Source organism: Paraburkholderia sp. BGA-UO-ETr-F12 (assembly GCF_059567945.1).
In genome coordinates this window covers 44,662-59,293 of the sequence record NZ_JCAQOZ010000030.1, presented here as the reverse complement: position 1 = coordinate 59,293, position 14,632 = coordinate 44,662, and the positions used below count along the sequence as shown (strand labels likewise).

14 protein-coding genes are annotated in these 14,632 nt (G+C 63.9%); 9 read left to right on the top strand and 5 right to left on the bottom strand.

The annotated features are described in order from the left end of the window. Nucleotides 1-3: 3 nt before the first annotated feature. The 4 genes from AC57B6_RS14340 to AC57B6_RS14325 all read right to left on the bottom strand — a co-directional run bounded on the left by AC57B6_RS14340 (nt 4) and on the right by AC57B6_RS14325 (nt 3,125). Complete coding sequence (locus tag AC57B6_RS14340; RefSeq protein WP_491563424.1) at nt 4-318, bottom strand: BolA/IbaG family iron-sulfur metabolism protein; 315 nt, start codon at nt 316-318, stop codon at nt 4-6. Nucleotide 319: 1 nt separating this feature from the next. Continuing rightward, nucleotides 320-850, bottom strand: coding sequence for a septation protein A (locus tag AC57B6_RS14335; RefSeq protein ID WP_028196575.1), 531 nt, complete (start codon nt 848-850; stop codon nt 320-322). 257 nt (nt 851-1,107) lie between these two features. Continuing rightward, nucleotides 1,108-1,530 carry a peptide-methionine (R)-S-oxide reductase MsrB gene (gene msrB / locus AC57B6_RS14330; RefSeq protein ID WP_028196574.1) on the bottom strand — a complete coding sequence of 141 codons (423 nt, stop codon included), beginning with the start codon at nt 1,528-1,530 and terminating at the stop codon, nt 1,108-1,110. Nucleotides 1,531-1,568: 38 nt separating this feature from the next. Next, nucleotides 1,569-3,125 carry a protein adenylyltransferase SelO gene (locus AC57B6_RS14325; protein ID WP_496421570.1) on the bottom strand — a complete coding sequence of 519 codons (1,557 nt, stop codon included), beginning with the start codon at nt 3,123-3,125 and terminating at the stop codon, nt 1,569-1,571. A gap of 187 nt (nt 3,126-3,312) precedes the next feature. Here AC57B6_RS14325 and AC57B6_RS14320 point away from each other — a divergent pair, with 187 nt between their 5' ends. The 3 genes from AC57B6_RS14320 to AC57B6_RS14310 all read left to right on the top strand — a co-directional run bounded on the left by AC57B6_RS14320 (nt 3,313) and on the right by AC57B6_RS14310 (nt 8,618). Then, on the top strand, nt 3,313-4,998 hold the full coding sequence (locus AC57B6_RS14320) for a 3-(methylthio)propionyl-CoA ligase (RefSeq protein WP_454805776.1): 1,686 nt from the start codon (nt 3,313-3,315) through the stop codon (nt 4,996-4,998). A 142-nt stretch (nt 4,999-5,140) separates the two neighbouring features. Further along, nucleotides 5,141-7,225: a 3-hydroxyacyl-CoA dehydrogenase NAD-binding domain-containing protein gene (locus AC57B6_RS14315; RefSeq protein ID WP_496421569.1), complete on the top strand. Its 2,085-nt coding sequence runs from the start codon at nt 5,141-5,143 to the stop codon at nt 7,223-7,225. Between the two features lie 214 nt (nt 7,226-7,439). Then, nucleotides 7,440-8,618, top strand: a complete 1,179-nt coding sequence (locus AC57B6_RS14310; RefSeq protein WP_028196570.1) for an acetyl-CoA C-acyltransferase — start codon at nt 7,440-7,442, stop codon at nt 8,616-8,618. A 51-nt stretch (nt 8,619-8,669) separates the two neighbouring features. Here the strand turns inward: AC57B6_RS14310 and AC57B6_RS14305 are convergent, their stop codons facing one another. Next, nucleotides 8,670-9,047: a hypothetical protein gene (locus tag AC57B6_RS14305; protein ID WP_496421568.1), complete on the bottom strand. Its 378-nt coding sequence runs from the start codon at nt 9,045-9,047 to the stop codon at nt 8,670-8,672. Between the two features lie 178 nt (nt 9,048-9,225). On the opposite strand from AC57B6_RS14305, the gene AC57B6_RS14300 reads away from it, so the two are divergent. The 6 genes from AC57B6_RS14300 (at nt 9,226) to AC57B6_RS14275 (ending at nt 14,629) form a co-directional block, all read left to right on the top strand. After that, nucleotides 9,226-10,788, top strand: a complete 1,563-nt coding sequence (locus tag AC57B6_RS14300; protein WP_496421567.1) for an aminotransferase-like domain-containing protein — start codon at nt 9,226-9,228, stop codon at nt 10,786-10,788. Beyond that, nucleotides 10,772-10,942 carry a hypothetical protein gene (locus tag AC57B6_RS14295; RefSeq protein WP_162181291.1) on the top strand — a complete coding sequence of 57 codons (171 nt, stop codon included), beginning with the start codon at nt 10,772-10,774 and terminating at the stop codon, nt 10,940-10,942. The genes AC57B6_RS14300 and AC57B6_RS14295 overlap by 17 nt, the downstream gene beginning before the upstream one ends. After that, nucleotides 10,920-11,405 carry a PaaI family thioesterase gene (locus AC57B6_RS14290; protein ID WP_028196567.1) on the top strand — a complete coding sequence of 162 codons (486 nt, stop codon included), beginning with the start codon at nt 10,920-10,922 and terminating at the stop codon, nt 11,403-11,405. The genes AC57B6_RS14295 and AC57B6_RS14290 overlap by 23 nt, the downstream gene beginning before the upstream one ends. 112 nt (nt 11,406-11,517) lie before the next feature. Beyond that, nucleotides 11,518-12,516, top strand: coding sequence for an NADP-dependent oxidoreductase (locus AC57B6_RS14285; protein ID WP_030103599.1), 999 nt, complete (start codon nt 11,518-11,520; stop codon nt 12,514-12,516). 116 nt (nt 12,517-12,632) lie between these two features. Then, the gene (locus tag AC57B6_RS14280; protein ID WP_030103600.1) at nt 12,633-13,532 is read left to right on the top strand and encodes an SDR family oxidoreductase; all 900 of its coding nucleotides are present in this window, start codon (nt 12,633-12,635) and stop codon (nt 13,530-13,532) included. Nucleotides 13,533-13,669: 137 nt separating this feature from the next. Then, nucleotides 13,670-14,629 carry an alpha/beta hydrolase gene (locus AC57B6_RS14275; protein ID WP_496421566.1) on the top strand — a complete coding sequence of 320 codons (960 nt, stop codon included), beginning with the start codon at nt 13,670-13,672 and terminating at the stop codon, nt 14,627-14,629. Nucleotides 14,630-14,632 lie beyond the last annotated feature (3 nt).

Sequence of the window (14,632 nt, the reverse complement as noted above, 5' to 3'; positions counted from 1 at the left end):
TTCCTAGCGGGGCAACAAAGCGAATTCTTCGGGCGTATACGCCGTGATTGCAAGGGCGTGAATGCCGCGCTGCATGGCATCGGCCAGCGCATCATACACCATGCGATGCCGCGCCACGCGGGCCTTGCCGGCAAATGCGGCGGCCACGATCGTGACGGTAAAATGACCGCCGGCAGACGCGCCGGCATGGCCCGCGTGCTGCGCGCTGTCGTCCGTGATCTGGATCGAGGCAACCGGCGCGAGCGCCGTGGTGAGGCGCGCCTCGATCAGCGCGGCGCGCTCGGCGGTGGTGGCGTGCATGAACACATCGCTCGTCATGTCATTCTTCCTTCATGTACTTCGATAGCCACAAACTCTGTCCGACGATGAACACCACCAGGCACCCGGTCGCGCCGAACAGCTTGAAATTGACCCACTGATCGGTCGTGTAGTTGTACGCGACGAACAGATTCACCAGGCCCAGCAGTACGAAGAAAATCGCCCAGACGATATTCAGCTTGCCCCAGATCGCGTGCGGCAGCGTGATCTGCTTGCCCATCATCGCTTCGATCAGATTCTTGTTGAAGGCGAGTTGCGAGACGACCAGCGCGACCGAAAACGCCCAGTACAGCACGGTCGGCTTCCATTTGATAAAGGTGTCGTTGTGCAGCACGAGCGTCGCGCCGCCGAATACGGTGACGACGCCGAGGCTCACCCACAGCATCGGGTCGACCTTGCGGTGGCGGAAGGCCACCCACGCGATCTGCACCAGCGTGGCAACGATCGCCACTGCCGTCGCCGTGAAAATGCCCCATATCTTGAAGGCGACGAAAAACAGGATGATCGGGAACAGATCGAACAGGAATTTCATTATCTGGTCGGGAATACGGAGAATGGGTCGAAGGAACGGGGACGCGGCGCGGGGCGCCCGGTGGCGGGGAATGCGGCGCAAACCCGCCGCGGCAGCCCGGAGCGGCGCGTTGCGCCATTCGTAGCAGGATTGCCGTGCCGGGTAAGCGCCGCGTTGACCGCTGCGTTGATCGGTGCGCAAGCCGGATGAAGGGAGCCGCCACCGGCTGGCGTTTCATGACAGACGCCGGCCGGCAACGCGCCGAACTCCGCGCTGCGTTACTTGGGCTCGAATTGTAACGCAGCCGAATTGATGCAGTAACGCAGACCGGTCGGCGCCGGACCGTCTTCGAATACGTGACCCAGGTGCGCGCCGCAGTTCTTGCACTGCACCTCGATGCGCAGCATGCCGTGCGAGCGGTCGGTTTTTTCGGCGATCACCTCGCCGTTGATCGGCTTGAAGTAGCTCGGCCAGCCGCAACCGGCGTCGAACTTGGTGTCCGATTCGAACAGCGGCGTGCCGCAGCAGACGCAATCATAGACGCCGCGGTCCCAGTGATCGTGATAGCGGCCGGTAAAGGGGCGCTCGGTGGCCGCGTGGCGCGTCACCTGATATTCGATGTCTGAGAGCTGTTTGCGCCATTCGGCGTCGTCTTTCTGCACGGCGGGCGCGCCGCTGTTGAGGTCGTCGGGTTTGTTCATGGTCGGGGTTCCTGTCTCGAGATTGTTTTTGGGGCTCGTCACGAAGAGCAGCTCACTTCCAGCGAACTGGCCCAATCAGGCGGCAGCCCCGCATACGCTTCGTTCTCCGGTTGCTCGTCGAACGGGCGGCGCAGCACGGCGGCCAAACGTTCCACTTCGGAGAAATCCTTCTCTTTCGCCCGGCGGATCGCCGTTTCCGCCAGATGATTGCGAAGTACGAATTTGGGGTTGACACGGTTCATTGCAATGGCGCGCGCGGCGTCGTCGCGTGTTTCATGGGACAAACGCGCGCGGTAGTCGTTCACCCACGCGTCGAACGCGGCGCGGTCGAGAAACAGATCGCGCACGGATGCGTCGCCGCTTGCGTCGTGCCGGGAAATACGCGCCAGATTGCGGAACGTCAGCGTGAAATCCGCGCGGTTGGCGTGCATCACTTCGAACAGACGGTTGACCAGCGTGTCGTCGCCGTCGCGTTCGGTTTCCAGGCCAAGCTTGGCGCGCATGCGTTGTTCCAGCGCCGGCGCGAAACGTTCCTTGAAGCCGCCGAGCACGCGTTGCGCGTCTTCGATCGCCTTGTCGCCGCGCACGCTCTCCTCATGCTGCTCACCCAATAGTGGCAACAGGCCTTGCGCGAGGCAGAAGAGGTTCCAGTAGGCGATCTGCGGCTGCATCTTGTACGCGTAACGGCCTTGCGAATCCGAGTGATTGCAGATGTAGCCGGCGTCGAAGCCGTCCATGAAGCCGAATGGGCCGTAGTCGATCGTGAGACCGAGGATCGACATGTTGTCGGTATTCATCACGCCATGGCAGAAGCCGACAGCTTGCCATTCGACCATCAGATCGGCCGTGGACAGCACCGCTTCGTTCAGCAGCGCGAGATACGGATCGCCGGTTTCGCGGCAATGCGGATAGAAGCGATCGATCACATGGTCGGCGAGGGCGCGCAGTGCGTCGACGCGATCGTTCGAATAGAAATGCTCGAAGTGCCCGAAGCGTACGAAACTCGGCGCCACGCGCGTGACGACTGCCGCGGTTTCGACTTCTTCGCGGCGCACCGGCTGGTCGGAACCGATCACGCACAGCGCGCGCGTGGTCGGAATGCCGAGGTGATGCATCGCTTCCGAACACAGATATTCGCGAATCGACGAGCGCAGGACGGCGCGGCCGTCGCCCATGCGCGAATAGGGCGTGCGGCCCGCGCCTTTGAGCTGCAGCTCGAAGCGCTGGCCGTCGTGCTCGACTTCGCCGAGACCGAGCGCGCGGCCGTCGCCGAGCTGGCCGGCCCACACCCCGAACTGATGCCCCGAATACACCGATGCATACGGCAGCGCTTCGGCGGGCCATTCGCGTGTGGCGTTGCCGGAGAACAGTTCGGCGAAGCCCGGATCGTTCTGGAGTCCGGGCTCTAAGCCGAGCAACGCAGCGGTTTCTTCGGAGAACCCGACCACGTAGGGTGCGCTGAGCGGCGCCGCCGGCAGGCGGGTCAGAAACACGCTGCCGAGGCGCGCGAACGCGCTTTCGGGCGAGGCGGTAAGTGCGTTGGAAAGAGCCGATAAAGGCTCGGATAACCCTGCAATGCTTGGGGAAAACGACATGTTGAGCGCCTCTGGATTAACCGATATTGTAAGTCCGCGCCCGCGGCGCTGCTGGCCGGCCTTTCGCCCCATGCCGCTCGCGTGCCGGGCGTCTCCTGCCGGAGCGCGCCCGCACCGTTCCGGAACGTGCCGCGCGGCCTCGAACAGTAACCCCAATGAAGCACACAAGGCGAGGAGACCTCTCTTTATGACGACGCCGCTGCTTGGCCAGATGATGGACGTGCCGCTCACCGTGTCCTCGTTGCTCGCGCATGCCGCGCGGCATTTCGGCGACACCGAGATCGTGTCGCGACGCATCGAAGGCGACGTGCATCGCTATACCTATCGCGACTGTGAAAAGCGCGCGAAGCAGCTGGCGCAGGCGCTGATCGCGCTCGGTGTCGAGCCCGGCGAGCGGGTGGCCACGCTGGCCTGGAACGGCTACCGGCATCTGGAAGCGTATTACGGCACGACCGGCTTCGGCGCCGTCTGCCACACGATCAACCCGCGCCTCTTTCCCGATCAGATCGCCTATATCGTCAACCACGCCGACGACGCCTACGTGCTGTTCGACACCACGTTCGCACCGCTCGTCGACGCGCTCGCGCCGCAATGCCCCAAAGTGCGCGGCTGGATCGCGCTGGCCGACGAAGCGCATCTGCCGAAGATGCAAACGCCGGTGCTGAGCTACGAAACCTTGCTGGACGCCCAGAATGGCCACTACGACTGGCCGGCCATCGACGAACGTCAGGCCTCTTATCTCTGCTATACGTCCGGCACCACCGGCAATCCGAAAGGCGCGCTGTATTCGCATCGTTCGACGGTGCTGCATGCGTTCGGCGCGGCGCTGCCCGATGCGATGAGCCTGTCCGCGCGCGACTCCGTGCTGCCGGTCGTGCCGATGTTTCATGTGAACGCGTGGGGTATTCCGCACTCCGCGCCGCTGACCGGCGCCAAGCTGGTTTTCCCCGGCAAGGATCTCGACGGCAAGTCGCTGTATGAATTGATGGAAAGCGAGCGCGTCACCTATTCGGCCGGCGTGCCGACCGTGTGGCTCGGCCTGCTCAACTATCTGCGCGAAGCCAAGGTGCGCTTCTCCTCGCTCAATCGCACGGTGATCGGCGGCTCGGCATGCCCACCGGCCATGCTGCGAACCTTCGAGGACGAGTACGGCGTGCAGGTGATCCATGCATGGGGCATGACGGAAATGTCGCCGCTCGGCACCCTGTCGAAACTGACGTGGGAACAGAGTCAGCGTCCGCTGGAGGAGCAGCGCAAACTGCTCGAAAAGCAGGGCCATGTGCTGTATGGCGTCGATATGAAGATCGTCGGCGAAGACGGACGCGATCTGCCGTGGGACGGCGTGGCGTTCGGCGATCTGCACGTGCGCGGTCCGTGGGTGATCGACCGGTATTTCCGCAAGGACGAGTCGCCGCTCGTGGACGGCTGGTTCCCGACCGGCGACGTCGCCACCATCGACCGCGACAGCTTCCTGCACATCACGGATCGCTCGAAAGATGTGATCAAGTCGGGCGGTGAGTGGATCAGTTCGATCGACATCGAGAACGTCGCGATCGCGCATCCAGCGGTGGCCGAGGCCGCGTGCATTGCCTGCGCGCATCCGAAATGGACCGAGCGGCCGCTGCTGGTGGTGGTCAAGCGGGCGGGTTTCGACGTGACGCGCGAGGAGTTGCTCGCCTTCTACGACGGCAAGGTGGCGAAATGGTGGATTCCCGACGACGTCGTTTTCGTCGACGAGTTGCCGCACACGGCCACCGGCAAGCTGCAAAAGCTCAAGCTGCGCGACATTTTTCGCGACCACGTGCTGCCGTCCGCGCTCGAAGACGAAAAGGATTGCCCGCTGACTCCGCCTGCCAGGGGAAACCCCGCCTAACGATAAATTGAACGAGCGTGCTTTTTTGTGTATTCTGCCTGCTGACCCCGGGGAATCGGCGCTAAAGTCGGACTATGAGCCGACTCGATAATCCCGGACGGGCGGCGCGTCATGCGCCGCCTCATCGCACGGAGGCAGGCAGATGGCAGTGGACTACACAACTCATGATGGCGTGGCCGTCATTACGCTGAACAATCCCCCCGTAAACGGCCTCGGCCTTTCGACGCGAGCCGGTATCGTCGAAGGGATCGAGCGCGCGCAGAACGACCCGGCCATCAAGGCGATCGTGCTGACGGGCGCCGGCAAAGCCTTTTCTGGCGGCGCCGATATCACTGAATTCAACACGCCGAAGGCGACCCAGGAGCCGACCCTCCACACGGTCATCAAGGCCGTCGAAGGGAGCGCCAAGCCGGTTGTCGCCGCGATTCATAGCGTTGCCATGGGCGGCGGCCTTGAACTTGCGCTCGGCGCGCATTACCGCATCGCCGCACCTGGCGCGCAGATCGCGCTGCCGGAAGTGAAGCTCGGCATCCTGCCGGGCGCGGGCGGCACGCAGCGTCTGCCGCGCGCAATTGGCCTTGAAGCCGCGCTCAACATGATCGTCTCCGGCGCGCCGGTGATTTCGGAGAAGCTGGCCGATTCGGGTCTGTTCGACCAGGTCGTGGAAGGCGATCTGGCTGAAGCGGCGCTCGCGTTTGCCCGCAAGGTCGGGGCACAGGCCGGCCCGCATCCGAAGGTGCGCGACCGCAAGATCGAGCATCCGAATGCCGCCGGTTTCATCCAGTTCGCGCGCAATACGGTTGCCGCGATGGCGAAGAATTTCCCGGCTCCGCTGAAGTGTATCGACGCCGTGGAAGCGGGCGTGCAGAACGGTTTCGACAAGGGCCTCGCGTTCGAACGCGAATGCTTCGTCGCGCTCGTGCAAACGCCGGAAAGCCACGCACTGCGTCACGCATTCTTCGGCGAACGCGCGGCGAGCAAGATTCCCGATGTGCCGGCGGATACGCCGGTGCGCGACATCAAGCAGGTGGCCGTGATCGGCGCCGGCACGATGGGCGGCGGCATCGCGATGAACTTCATCAACGCCGGCATTCCGGTCACGCTGCTGGAAACGAAGCAGGAAGCACTCGATCGCGGTCTCGCCACGATCCGCAAGAATTACGAAGCCACCGTCAAGAAGGGCAAGCTCAAGCCCGAAGCGCTGGAACAGCGCATGGCCTTGATCACGCCGACACTTTCCTACGACGATCTGAAAAACGCCGACCTGATCGTCGAAGCGGTGTTCGAAGAACTCGGCGTCAAGGAGCAGGTGTTCAAGCGTCTGGACGAAGTAGCGAAACCCGATGCGATCCTCGCGTCGAACACGTCGACGCTGGATGTCGACAAGATCGCCGCTTTCACGAAGCGCCCGCAAGACGTGGTCGGCATGCACTTCTTCAGCCCGGCCAACGTGATGAAGCTGCTCGAAGTGGTGCGCGGCAAGGCCACGGCGAAAGACGTGCTCGCCACCGTCATGAAGCTCGCAAAGAAGATCAAGAAAACCGCGGTGGTCTCGGGCGTGTGCGACGGCTTCATCGGCAACCGGATGATCGAGCAGTACATCCGCCAGGCGCTCTTCATGCTCGAAGAAGGCGCATTGCCCGCGCAGGTGGACAAGGCAATCGAGAAGTTCGGCTTTGCGATGGGCCCGTTCCGCATGAGCGACCTGGCCGGCAACGACATCGGCTGGGCGATTCGCAAGCGCCGCTATCAGGAACATCCCGACATGCACTACTCGAAGATTGCCGACCGTCTGTGCGAGACCGGCCGCTTCGGGCAGAAGACCGGCGGTGGCTGGTACGACTACAAGGCGGGGGACCGTACTGCGTATCCGTCGAAAGTGGTCGACGACATGATCGCAGCGTTCTCGAAGGAAACCAACGCGGAGCGCCGCAAGATCAGCGACGAGGAAATCGTCGAGCGTCTCGTGTTCGCGCTCGTCAATGAAGGCGCGAAGATTCTCGAGGAAGGCATTGCGTCGAAGGCGTCGGATATCGACATGGTCTATCTGACCGGCTACGGCTTCCCGCTCTATCGCGGCGGCCCGATGCTGTACGCGGATACGGTCGGCCTCTACAACGTCGAGCGTGCGATTCGCCGCTATGCGTCGCGGCCGAATGGCGACGCGTGGCAACTGGCGCCGAGCATCGCGGAGCTGGCGGCCAAGGGCCGTGGGTTCAACGGCTGAAGCGCCGCCGCTCGGGCTCAACGAGCGAACGACTGAAATGAGTGAAGTGGGGCGACCGAGCGATCCGCCGGCGCGCCCACCATCAACATCTGGAAGGACCAGCCAACTGGCATGGGACCCGAGTAAGAGCTTTGCATGGGACCCGAGTAAGCGCTAAAGCGCCAACTCGGGTCGACAGCTAAAGCGCTAACTCGGGTCGACACAGGAGAGATGCATGACTGATGCCGTAATCGTATCCACCGCCCGCACGGGCCTGGCCAAATCATGGCGCGGCGGTTTCAACATGACGCACGGCGCGACGCTCGGCGGGCATGTGACGCAGGCCGCCGTCGAGCGCGCGAAGCTGGACCCGGCGCGCATCGAAGACGTGATCATGGGCTGCGCGAATCCGGAAGGCGCGACGGGCGCCAACATCGCGCGCCAGATCGCACTGCGCGCCGGTTTGCCGGTCAGCGTGCCGGGCATGACGGTGAACCGCTTCTGCTCGTCCGGTTTGCAGACGATCGCGCTGGCCGCGCAACGCGTGATCGCCGGTGAGGGCGATGTATTCGTCGCGGGTGGCGTGGAGTCGATCTCGTGCGTGCAGAACGAGATGAATCGCCACATGATGGCCGAAGGCTGGCTCAGCAAGAACAAGCCGGAAATCTACTGGTCGATGCTGCAGACCGCCGAGAACGTCGCGAAGCGCTACTCGATCTCGAAGGAACGTCAGGACGAGTACGGGGTGCGCTCGCAACAGCGCGCCGCGGCCGCGCTCGAAGCCGGCAAGTTCAAGGACGAGATCGTGCCGCTGACGGTGCTGGCCGGCGTCGCCGACAAAGCGAGCGGGCGTCTCTTCACGAAGGAAGTGACAGTCAGCGCCGACGAAGGCATTCGTGCCGACACGACGCTCGAAGGTGTGTCGAAGATTCGCACCGCGATGCCCGGCGGCGTGATTACGGCAGGCAATGCGAGCCAGTTCTCGGACGGCGCGTCGGCTTGTGTCGTGATGAACGCGAAAGTTGCGGAGCGCGAAGGTCTGCAACCGCTCGGTATTTTCCGCGGCTTCGCGGTGGCCGGTTGCGAGCCGGACGAGATGGGCATCGGCCCGGTGTTCGCCGTGCCGAAACTGCTCAAGCAGGCCGGCCTGAAGGTCGAAGATATCGACCTGTGGGAGCTGAACGAAGCGTTCGCGGTGCAGGTGCTGTATTGCGCCGACAAGCTCGGCATTCCGCACGACCGTCTGAATGTTAACGGCGGCGCGATCGCGGTGGGCCATCCGTATGGCGTATCGGGCGCGCGCCTGACCGGCCACGCGTTGATCGAAGGTAAGCGGCGTGGCGCGAAGCTGGTCGTCGTGACGATGTGTATCGGTGGCGGCCAGGGCGCGGCAGGTTTGTTTGAAGTGGTGTGATCAGGCGCGTGACCGGGCAGAGCGCCCCGGTCACGCACCGGTAGGGATGTATCAGATGGCGCGCCGCAGTCGCGTTTTGACGAGGCGCGCCAGATTGCGCCCGGCTTGAATGAGGTAAGCGAGCCACTCGTTTTCGGCGCGGCACGGCTGGACGGCGAACACCGCGGATCGCGCATCCGTGGTGCTGATCGTTACGACGCCACGCTGTGGCGTGACATAGCATTCGCCTTCGTGCAGCGCGAGCGAGGTGAGCGGGACGGTATCGCCGAGCCACGCGAGGGCGTGATCGCGGAAGTCGAGTTGCAGATCGCCTTCGACGGCCACGATCGAGGTGCGTGCGCGCAGATTGTGTACGGCCATCTGGCCGGCCGCGACGCGGCAGGTGGCGGCAGCGCGGGACAAATCGGGGCGAGGTGCTGCAGCGGGCATGATCGACTCCTTTAAACCGTTTCCATGCCACAAAGCTTATTGAGTTCGTCCACGTGAAAACAGGCGCAGCAATGGACTATGTGAACCGGTACAAAGCGAGGTTTCAGTGTGCTGTATCGGTTGGAATCAGGCCGATGTGTATCTGTCGCCGCGCACGAACTGTCCGCACCATCGGTTCATGAACTCTTCTCTTTCCATGCCCGAGGCGCCGACAGCGGTTTTGCCGCTGGAGGAACAGCGCGTGGACGGCAGCCCTGCGGATGGCCGCCCCGCGGATGGCCGCCCCACGGATGGCCGTCCCCTCTACCGCCAACTGGCCGACCAATACCGCCATGCGATCGATAAAGGCGTGCTGCGTCCCGGCGACCGCATGCCGTCGATGCGCGCGTTCATGCAGCGGCACGGCGTGAGCCTCGCGACGGCGACCGAAAGTTATCGCACGCTGGAACGCGACGCGCTCATCGACGCCCGGCCACGCGCCGGTTACTTTGTGCGCGCCCGGCAAGCGGCTACGTTGCCGGCCGCCACCGAGCCGGATCTCGCGGCCGCCCCCGGCGCCGCGCAGTTCGTCGGCATCCATTCGGCGATTTCCGCGATCGTGTCGAAATTCCAGCGCTATCCCGACGCGTTGAATCTCGGCGGCTCGACTGCGTCGCCCGACCTTTACCCCACGGATGCCTTGCAAAAAGCCGCGTTGCGCGCATTGCGCCGCCGGCCGACCTTGCTGACCACGGCCGGCCACGATCAGGGCGATCCCGAATTGCGCGCGATCATTGCGCGCCGCGCGCTCGACGTCGGCATTCAGATCGGCGCGGACGACGTGATCATGACCCACGGCGGCATCGAAGCCGTGAACCTGGCCTTGCGCGCCGTAACGCAGCCGGGCGACACGGTCGCGGTGGAATCGCCGTGCTTCTTCGGCTTGCTGCAGGTGCTCGAAAGCCTCGGCCTGCGGGCGCTCGAAATCCCGGCCAGCCCGACCACCGGCATCGCCGTCGAAGCGCTGGCGTTCGCGCTGCAAACGCATCCGGATATCAGGACGGTGGTGGTCGTGCCGAATCTGCAGAATCCGCTCGGCAGCGTCATGCCCGACACGCACAAGGCCCGGCTCGTCGAACTGTGTTCGCGTGCCGGCATTGCGCTGATCGAAGACGATCCCTACCGCGAATTGGTCGACACTGCTCAGCCGCCCAGGTCGTTGAAGTCCTGGGACACCGACGGCACGGTGATCCATTGCACGTCGTTCAACAAAACGCTCGCGCCCGGCATGCGGGTCGGCTGGATCAACGGCGGACGCTGGCATCGGCGCGTCGCCATGCTGAAGTTCACGCAGTCGCGCCATAACGAGCAGTTGTCGCAAGTCGTGCTCGCCGAATTTCTGGAAACGAATGCGTATGAGCGGCATTTGCGGCGTTTGCGCGACCGGCTGCGGATTCAGCGCGAACGTATGGCCGCGGCGATCGCCGCATCGTTCCCTGACGGAACGCGCTTCACGCCACCGGGCGGCGGGATGTTCTACTGGATCGAGTTGCCGCGTCACGTGTCGTCCTCCGCTTTTTTCGAAGCGGCGTTGGACGAAGGCATTCGCGTGATGCCGGGTACGGTGTTTTCGAACGCAGGGCGCTTCGATCATTTCATTCGCCTCAGTTGCCCGAGTACGGATCTCGACCGGGCCGACGAAGCGGTGCGCAGTTTGGGGCGGCTGGCGGCACGGATGGCGGCGCATGCGCGAACCCCATAGCGGTTATCATTTCCTGCTGCACGTGTGCGCCGTCGAGCGCACGTCCGGGCAGCCCGAAACCCGCGGATATTCACTTCAGGCGCACCGCGTGCGTCGGGCGAATGCGCCGACTACGGAATCTGAAATCAGCAATGACCGAATCATCTTCATCTAAAGCGGGCGCTGCGTCGCTGCCCGAAAGCCCGTTCGTCGACCGGTTGGGCGCGCAACTCGTCTCGGTTGCCGACGGCGTCAGCGAAATCGTGTTGCCGCTGCAGCACGACCACATGAACACGTGGGACGTTGCGCACGGCGGCGTAACCATGACGCTTGCCGACGTCGCGCTCGCGATGGCCGCGCGCAGCCTGGCCGGCGACGGTATTGGCGTCGTCACTGTCGAGATGAAGGTCAACTTCATGCAGCCGGGCCGCGGCGAATTGCGCGCCACCGGCCGCGTGCTGCATCGCTCGACCACCATGGCCTATTGCGAAGGCGAGATCCGCGATAGCGAGGGCCACTTCGTCGCCAAGGCGCTCGGCACCTTCAAATATATGCGGCGTCTTGCCGTGGGACGCGACGTGACGCAACAGCGTCTACGCAGCGACCCGTCGGCGAAACCCGGTCCCAGCGACAGCTAATCGGCGGATGAATGGCGCGCAGCGAGCCCGCTGCGCGCCGGATCCGTTACTGCATACACCGTTCGTTCGAATCACTCGCCGATCACATCGGTAACCCATGGAGACGACCGTCATGCCCCAGATCAACCGTCAACTCGTGCTGGCTTCGCGCCCACAAGGTGCTGTCACGCCCGATAACTTCAAGCTCGTCGAAACCCCGCTTGCGCCGCTTGCCGACGGGGAATTTCGCGTGCGCAATCACTTTCTGTCGCTCGATCCGTACATGCGCGGCCGCATGAACGACAGCAAATCGTATGCAGCCCCGCAACCACTGAACGAAGTGATGATCGGCGGCACGGTGGGCGAGGTGGTCGAGTCGAAGAATCCGAAATTCGCGGTCGGCGACAAGGTGGTCGCGATGTTCGGCTGGCAGGAATACGGCACCTCGAACGGCGCGGGTGTGCAGAAAGTCGACGACACGCACGTGCCGCTGTCGGCATATCTTGGCCCGGTCGGCATGCCGGGCGTCACGGCCTGGTACGGCCTGAACCGGATCATCGCGCCGAAAGCGGGCGATACCGTGGTGGTCAGCGCGGCAAGCGGCGCGGTGGGCAGCGTGGTCGGCCAACTGGCGAAGCTGGCCGGGGCACGTGCGGTCGGTATCGCAGGCGGCGCGGATAAGTGCCGCTACGTGGTCGAGACGCTTGGCTTTGACGCGTGCGTCGACTACAAGGCAGGCAACCTGTATCAGGACCTCAAGGCCGTGACGCCGGACGGCGTCGATGGCTACTTCGAGAACGTCGGCGGCGAAGTGCTCGACGCTACGCTCGCGCGCATGAACGCCTTTGGACGCATCGCGTTGTGCGGGTTTATCGCCGGTTATGACGGCCAGCCGCTGCCGCTCAAGCACCCGTCGCTGATGCTCACGCAGCGTCTGCTGGTGCAGGGCTTCATTGTCAGCGAGCATATGGAGGTGTGGCCCGAAGCGCTCAAGCAGCTCGGCACGCTGGTCGCGCAGAAAAAACTGCAATATCGCGAGACCATCGCGCAAGGGCTCGATGCGGCGCCCGAGGCGTTCATCGGTTTGCTGAAGGGCAAGAACTTCGGCAAGCAGCTCGTCAAGCTGATTTGAGCGCGGCGGCTGTCCAGCCGCGCATGCGATAGAGATCGATGAGGCTCAGCCGGTCGCCGTATCGGCTGACGCTTTCCGGTGGATAATTCCGGGCCGATAAACGCAGGAGAGAAACGATGTTCGAATTCGCCGGCAAGGTAGCGGTGATCACGGGGGCAGCAAGCGGTTTCGGCCGGGCGTTTGCGGAGAAGGGCGCATCGCTCGGCATGAAGCTCGTGCTCGCCGACCTGAATCCCGAGGCGCTTGTTCAAACCGTCGACGCATTGCGCGCCGACGGCGTCGAGGTAATCGGCGTGCCGACGGACGTGTCCGACGCGGCCCAGGTCGAAGCGCTCGCGCAAGCGGCGCTCGACGCGTTCGGCAAGGTGCATCTGCTGTTCAACAACGCTGGCGTGGGCTCGGGCGGCTTCCTCTGGGAAAGCTCGGCGAACGATTGGGCGTGGGTGTTCAATGTCAACGTGATGGGCGTTGCGCACGGCGTGCGTGCCTTCACGCCGATCATGCTGAGGCAGAACGAGCCCGCGCATATCGTCAACACGGCGTCGGTGGCGGGCTTGCTGTCGCCACCCGCGATGGGCGTCTACAACGCCTCGAAGCACGCCGTGGTGTCGCTCACCGAGACGCTTTATCACGACCTGCAAATCGCGCAGGCAGGCAAGCCAGAATCGGCGGCCGGTGGCGGCGAGGTCGGCTGTTCGTTGTTGTGTCCGGCCTTCGTGCCGACCGGTATCGCCGACGCGGAACGCGCGCGGCCTACTGAACTGCGCAACGCGAGCGGACCGACTCGCTCGCAGATCGCCGCCGGCAAGCAATTGCAGCGGGCGGTGCAAGCGGGCAAGCTGAGCGCGACCGACGTTGCCGACATTACGTTCGAAGCGATCGCCGCGCGACGTTTTTACATCATCACGCATCCGGGCATCATGGCGACGGTGAAGCTGCGTCACGAGGATATCGAGCAGTTGCGCAACCCTACGGATCCGATGTCGCTGAAGCCCGAAGTGAAGAACGTGGGCTAGGGGCGTGTGGCATCACACGGGCCGTTTGCCGCTGTGTTTTTTGCCGCTTGCCCTGACTTTTTCGCGGGTTTTATCCACCAGTTTCTATCCCTTAACGCCCCCTTGATGCCCAGCGCCCACGCGCCGCCAGAAACCCAATGCCGCTGAATCCGAAGATCGAGCAGATACTCGACATGATCGCGCGGGCGAAACGCCCGCAGCTTCACGAGATGAGCCCGCAACAGGCGCGTGCGTCCTATGAGAAAAGCGCACCGATTCTGGAGATCGCAAGCGCACCCATGTTCGGGGTCGAAGACCTGAGCGTGCCGACGCGCGACGGCGCGGCGATTCGCGCGCGTCTTTATCAACCTGTCGAGCCGAGCTGGGCCGAGCCGATGCCGGCGCTGGTGTATTTTCACGGCGGCGGCTTCACGGTCGGCAGTGTCGATACGCACGACGCGTTGTGCCGGATGTTCGCACGCGACGGGCGTTGTGCGGTGCTGTCGGTCGATTACCGGCTCGCGCCCGAGTACAAATTCCCCACCGCCGTTGAAGACGCATTCGATGCATTGACGTGGCTGCACGCGCATGCCGCCGAATATGGAATCGACGCAGAGCGGCTGGCCGTGGGCGGCGATAGCGCGGGCGGCACCCTGGCCGCGGTGTGTGCGGTCCTCGCACGCGATGCGGGCATCAAGCTGATGCTGCAATTGCTGATCTATCCGGGCGCCACCGGCCACCAGCAAACCGATTCGCACGCGCGCCTCGCCGACGGCTTCCTGCTGTCGGGCGAGACGATTCAATGGTTCTTCGATCAATACGTGCGCGATAAGAGCGACCGCGACGACTGGCGTTTCGCGCCGCTCGACGGCACGCGTGGGGCGCCCGATTTCAGCGGCCTCGCACCGGCATGGATCGCGACCGCCGAATACGATCCCTTAAGCGACGAGGGCGATGCGTATGCGGAAAAATTGCGCGCGGCGGGCAATCAGGTCACCCTGAAGCGCTATCCCGGCATGATTCACGAGTTCTTCAAGATGGGCGGCTACGTCCCCGATGTCGCGCGGGCGCACTCGGATGCCGCCGCGGCATTGCGGGTGGCATTCGGCGTCGAATGATCG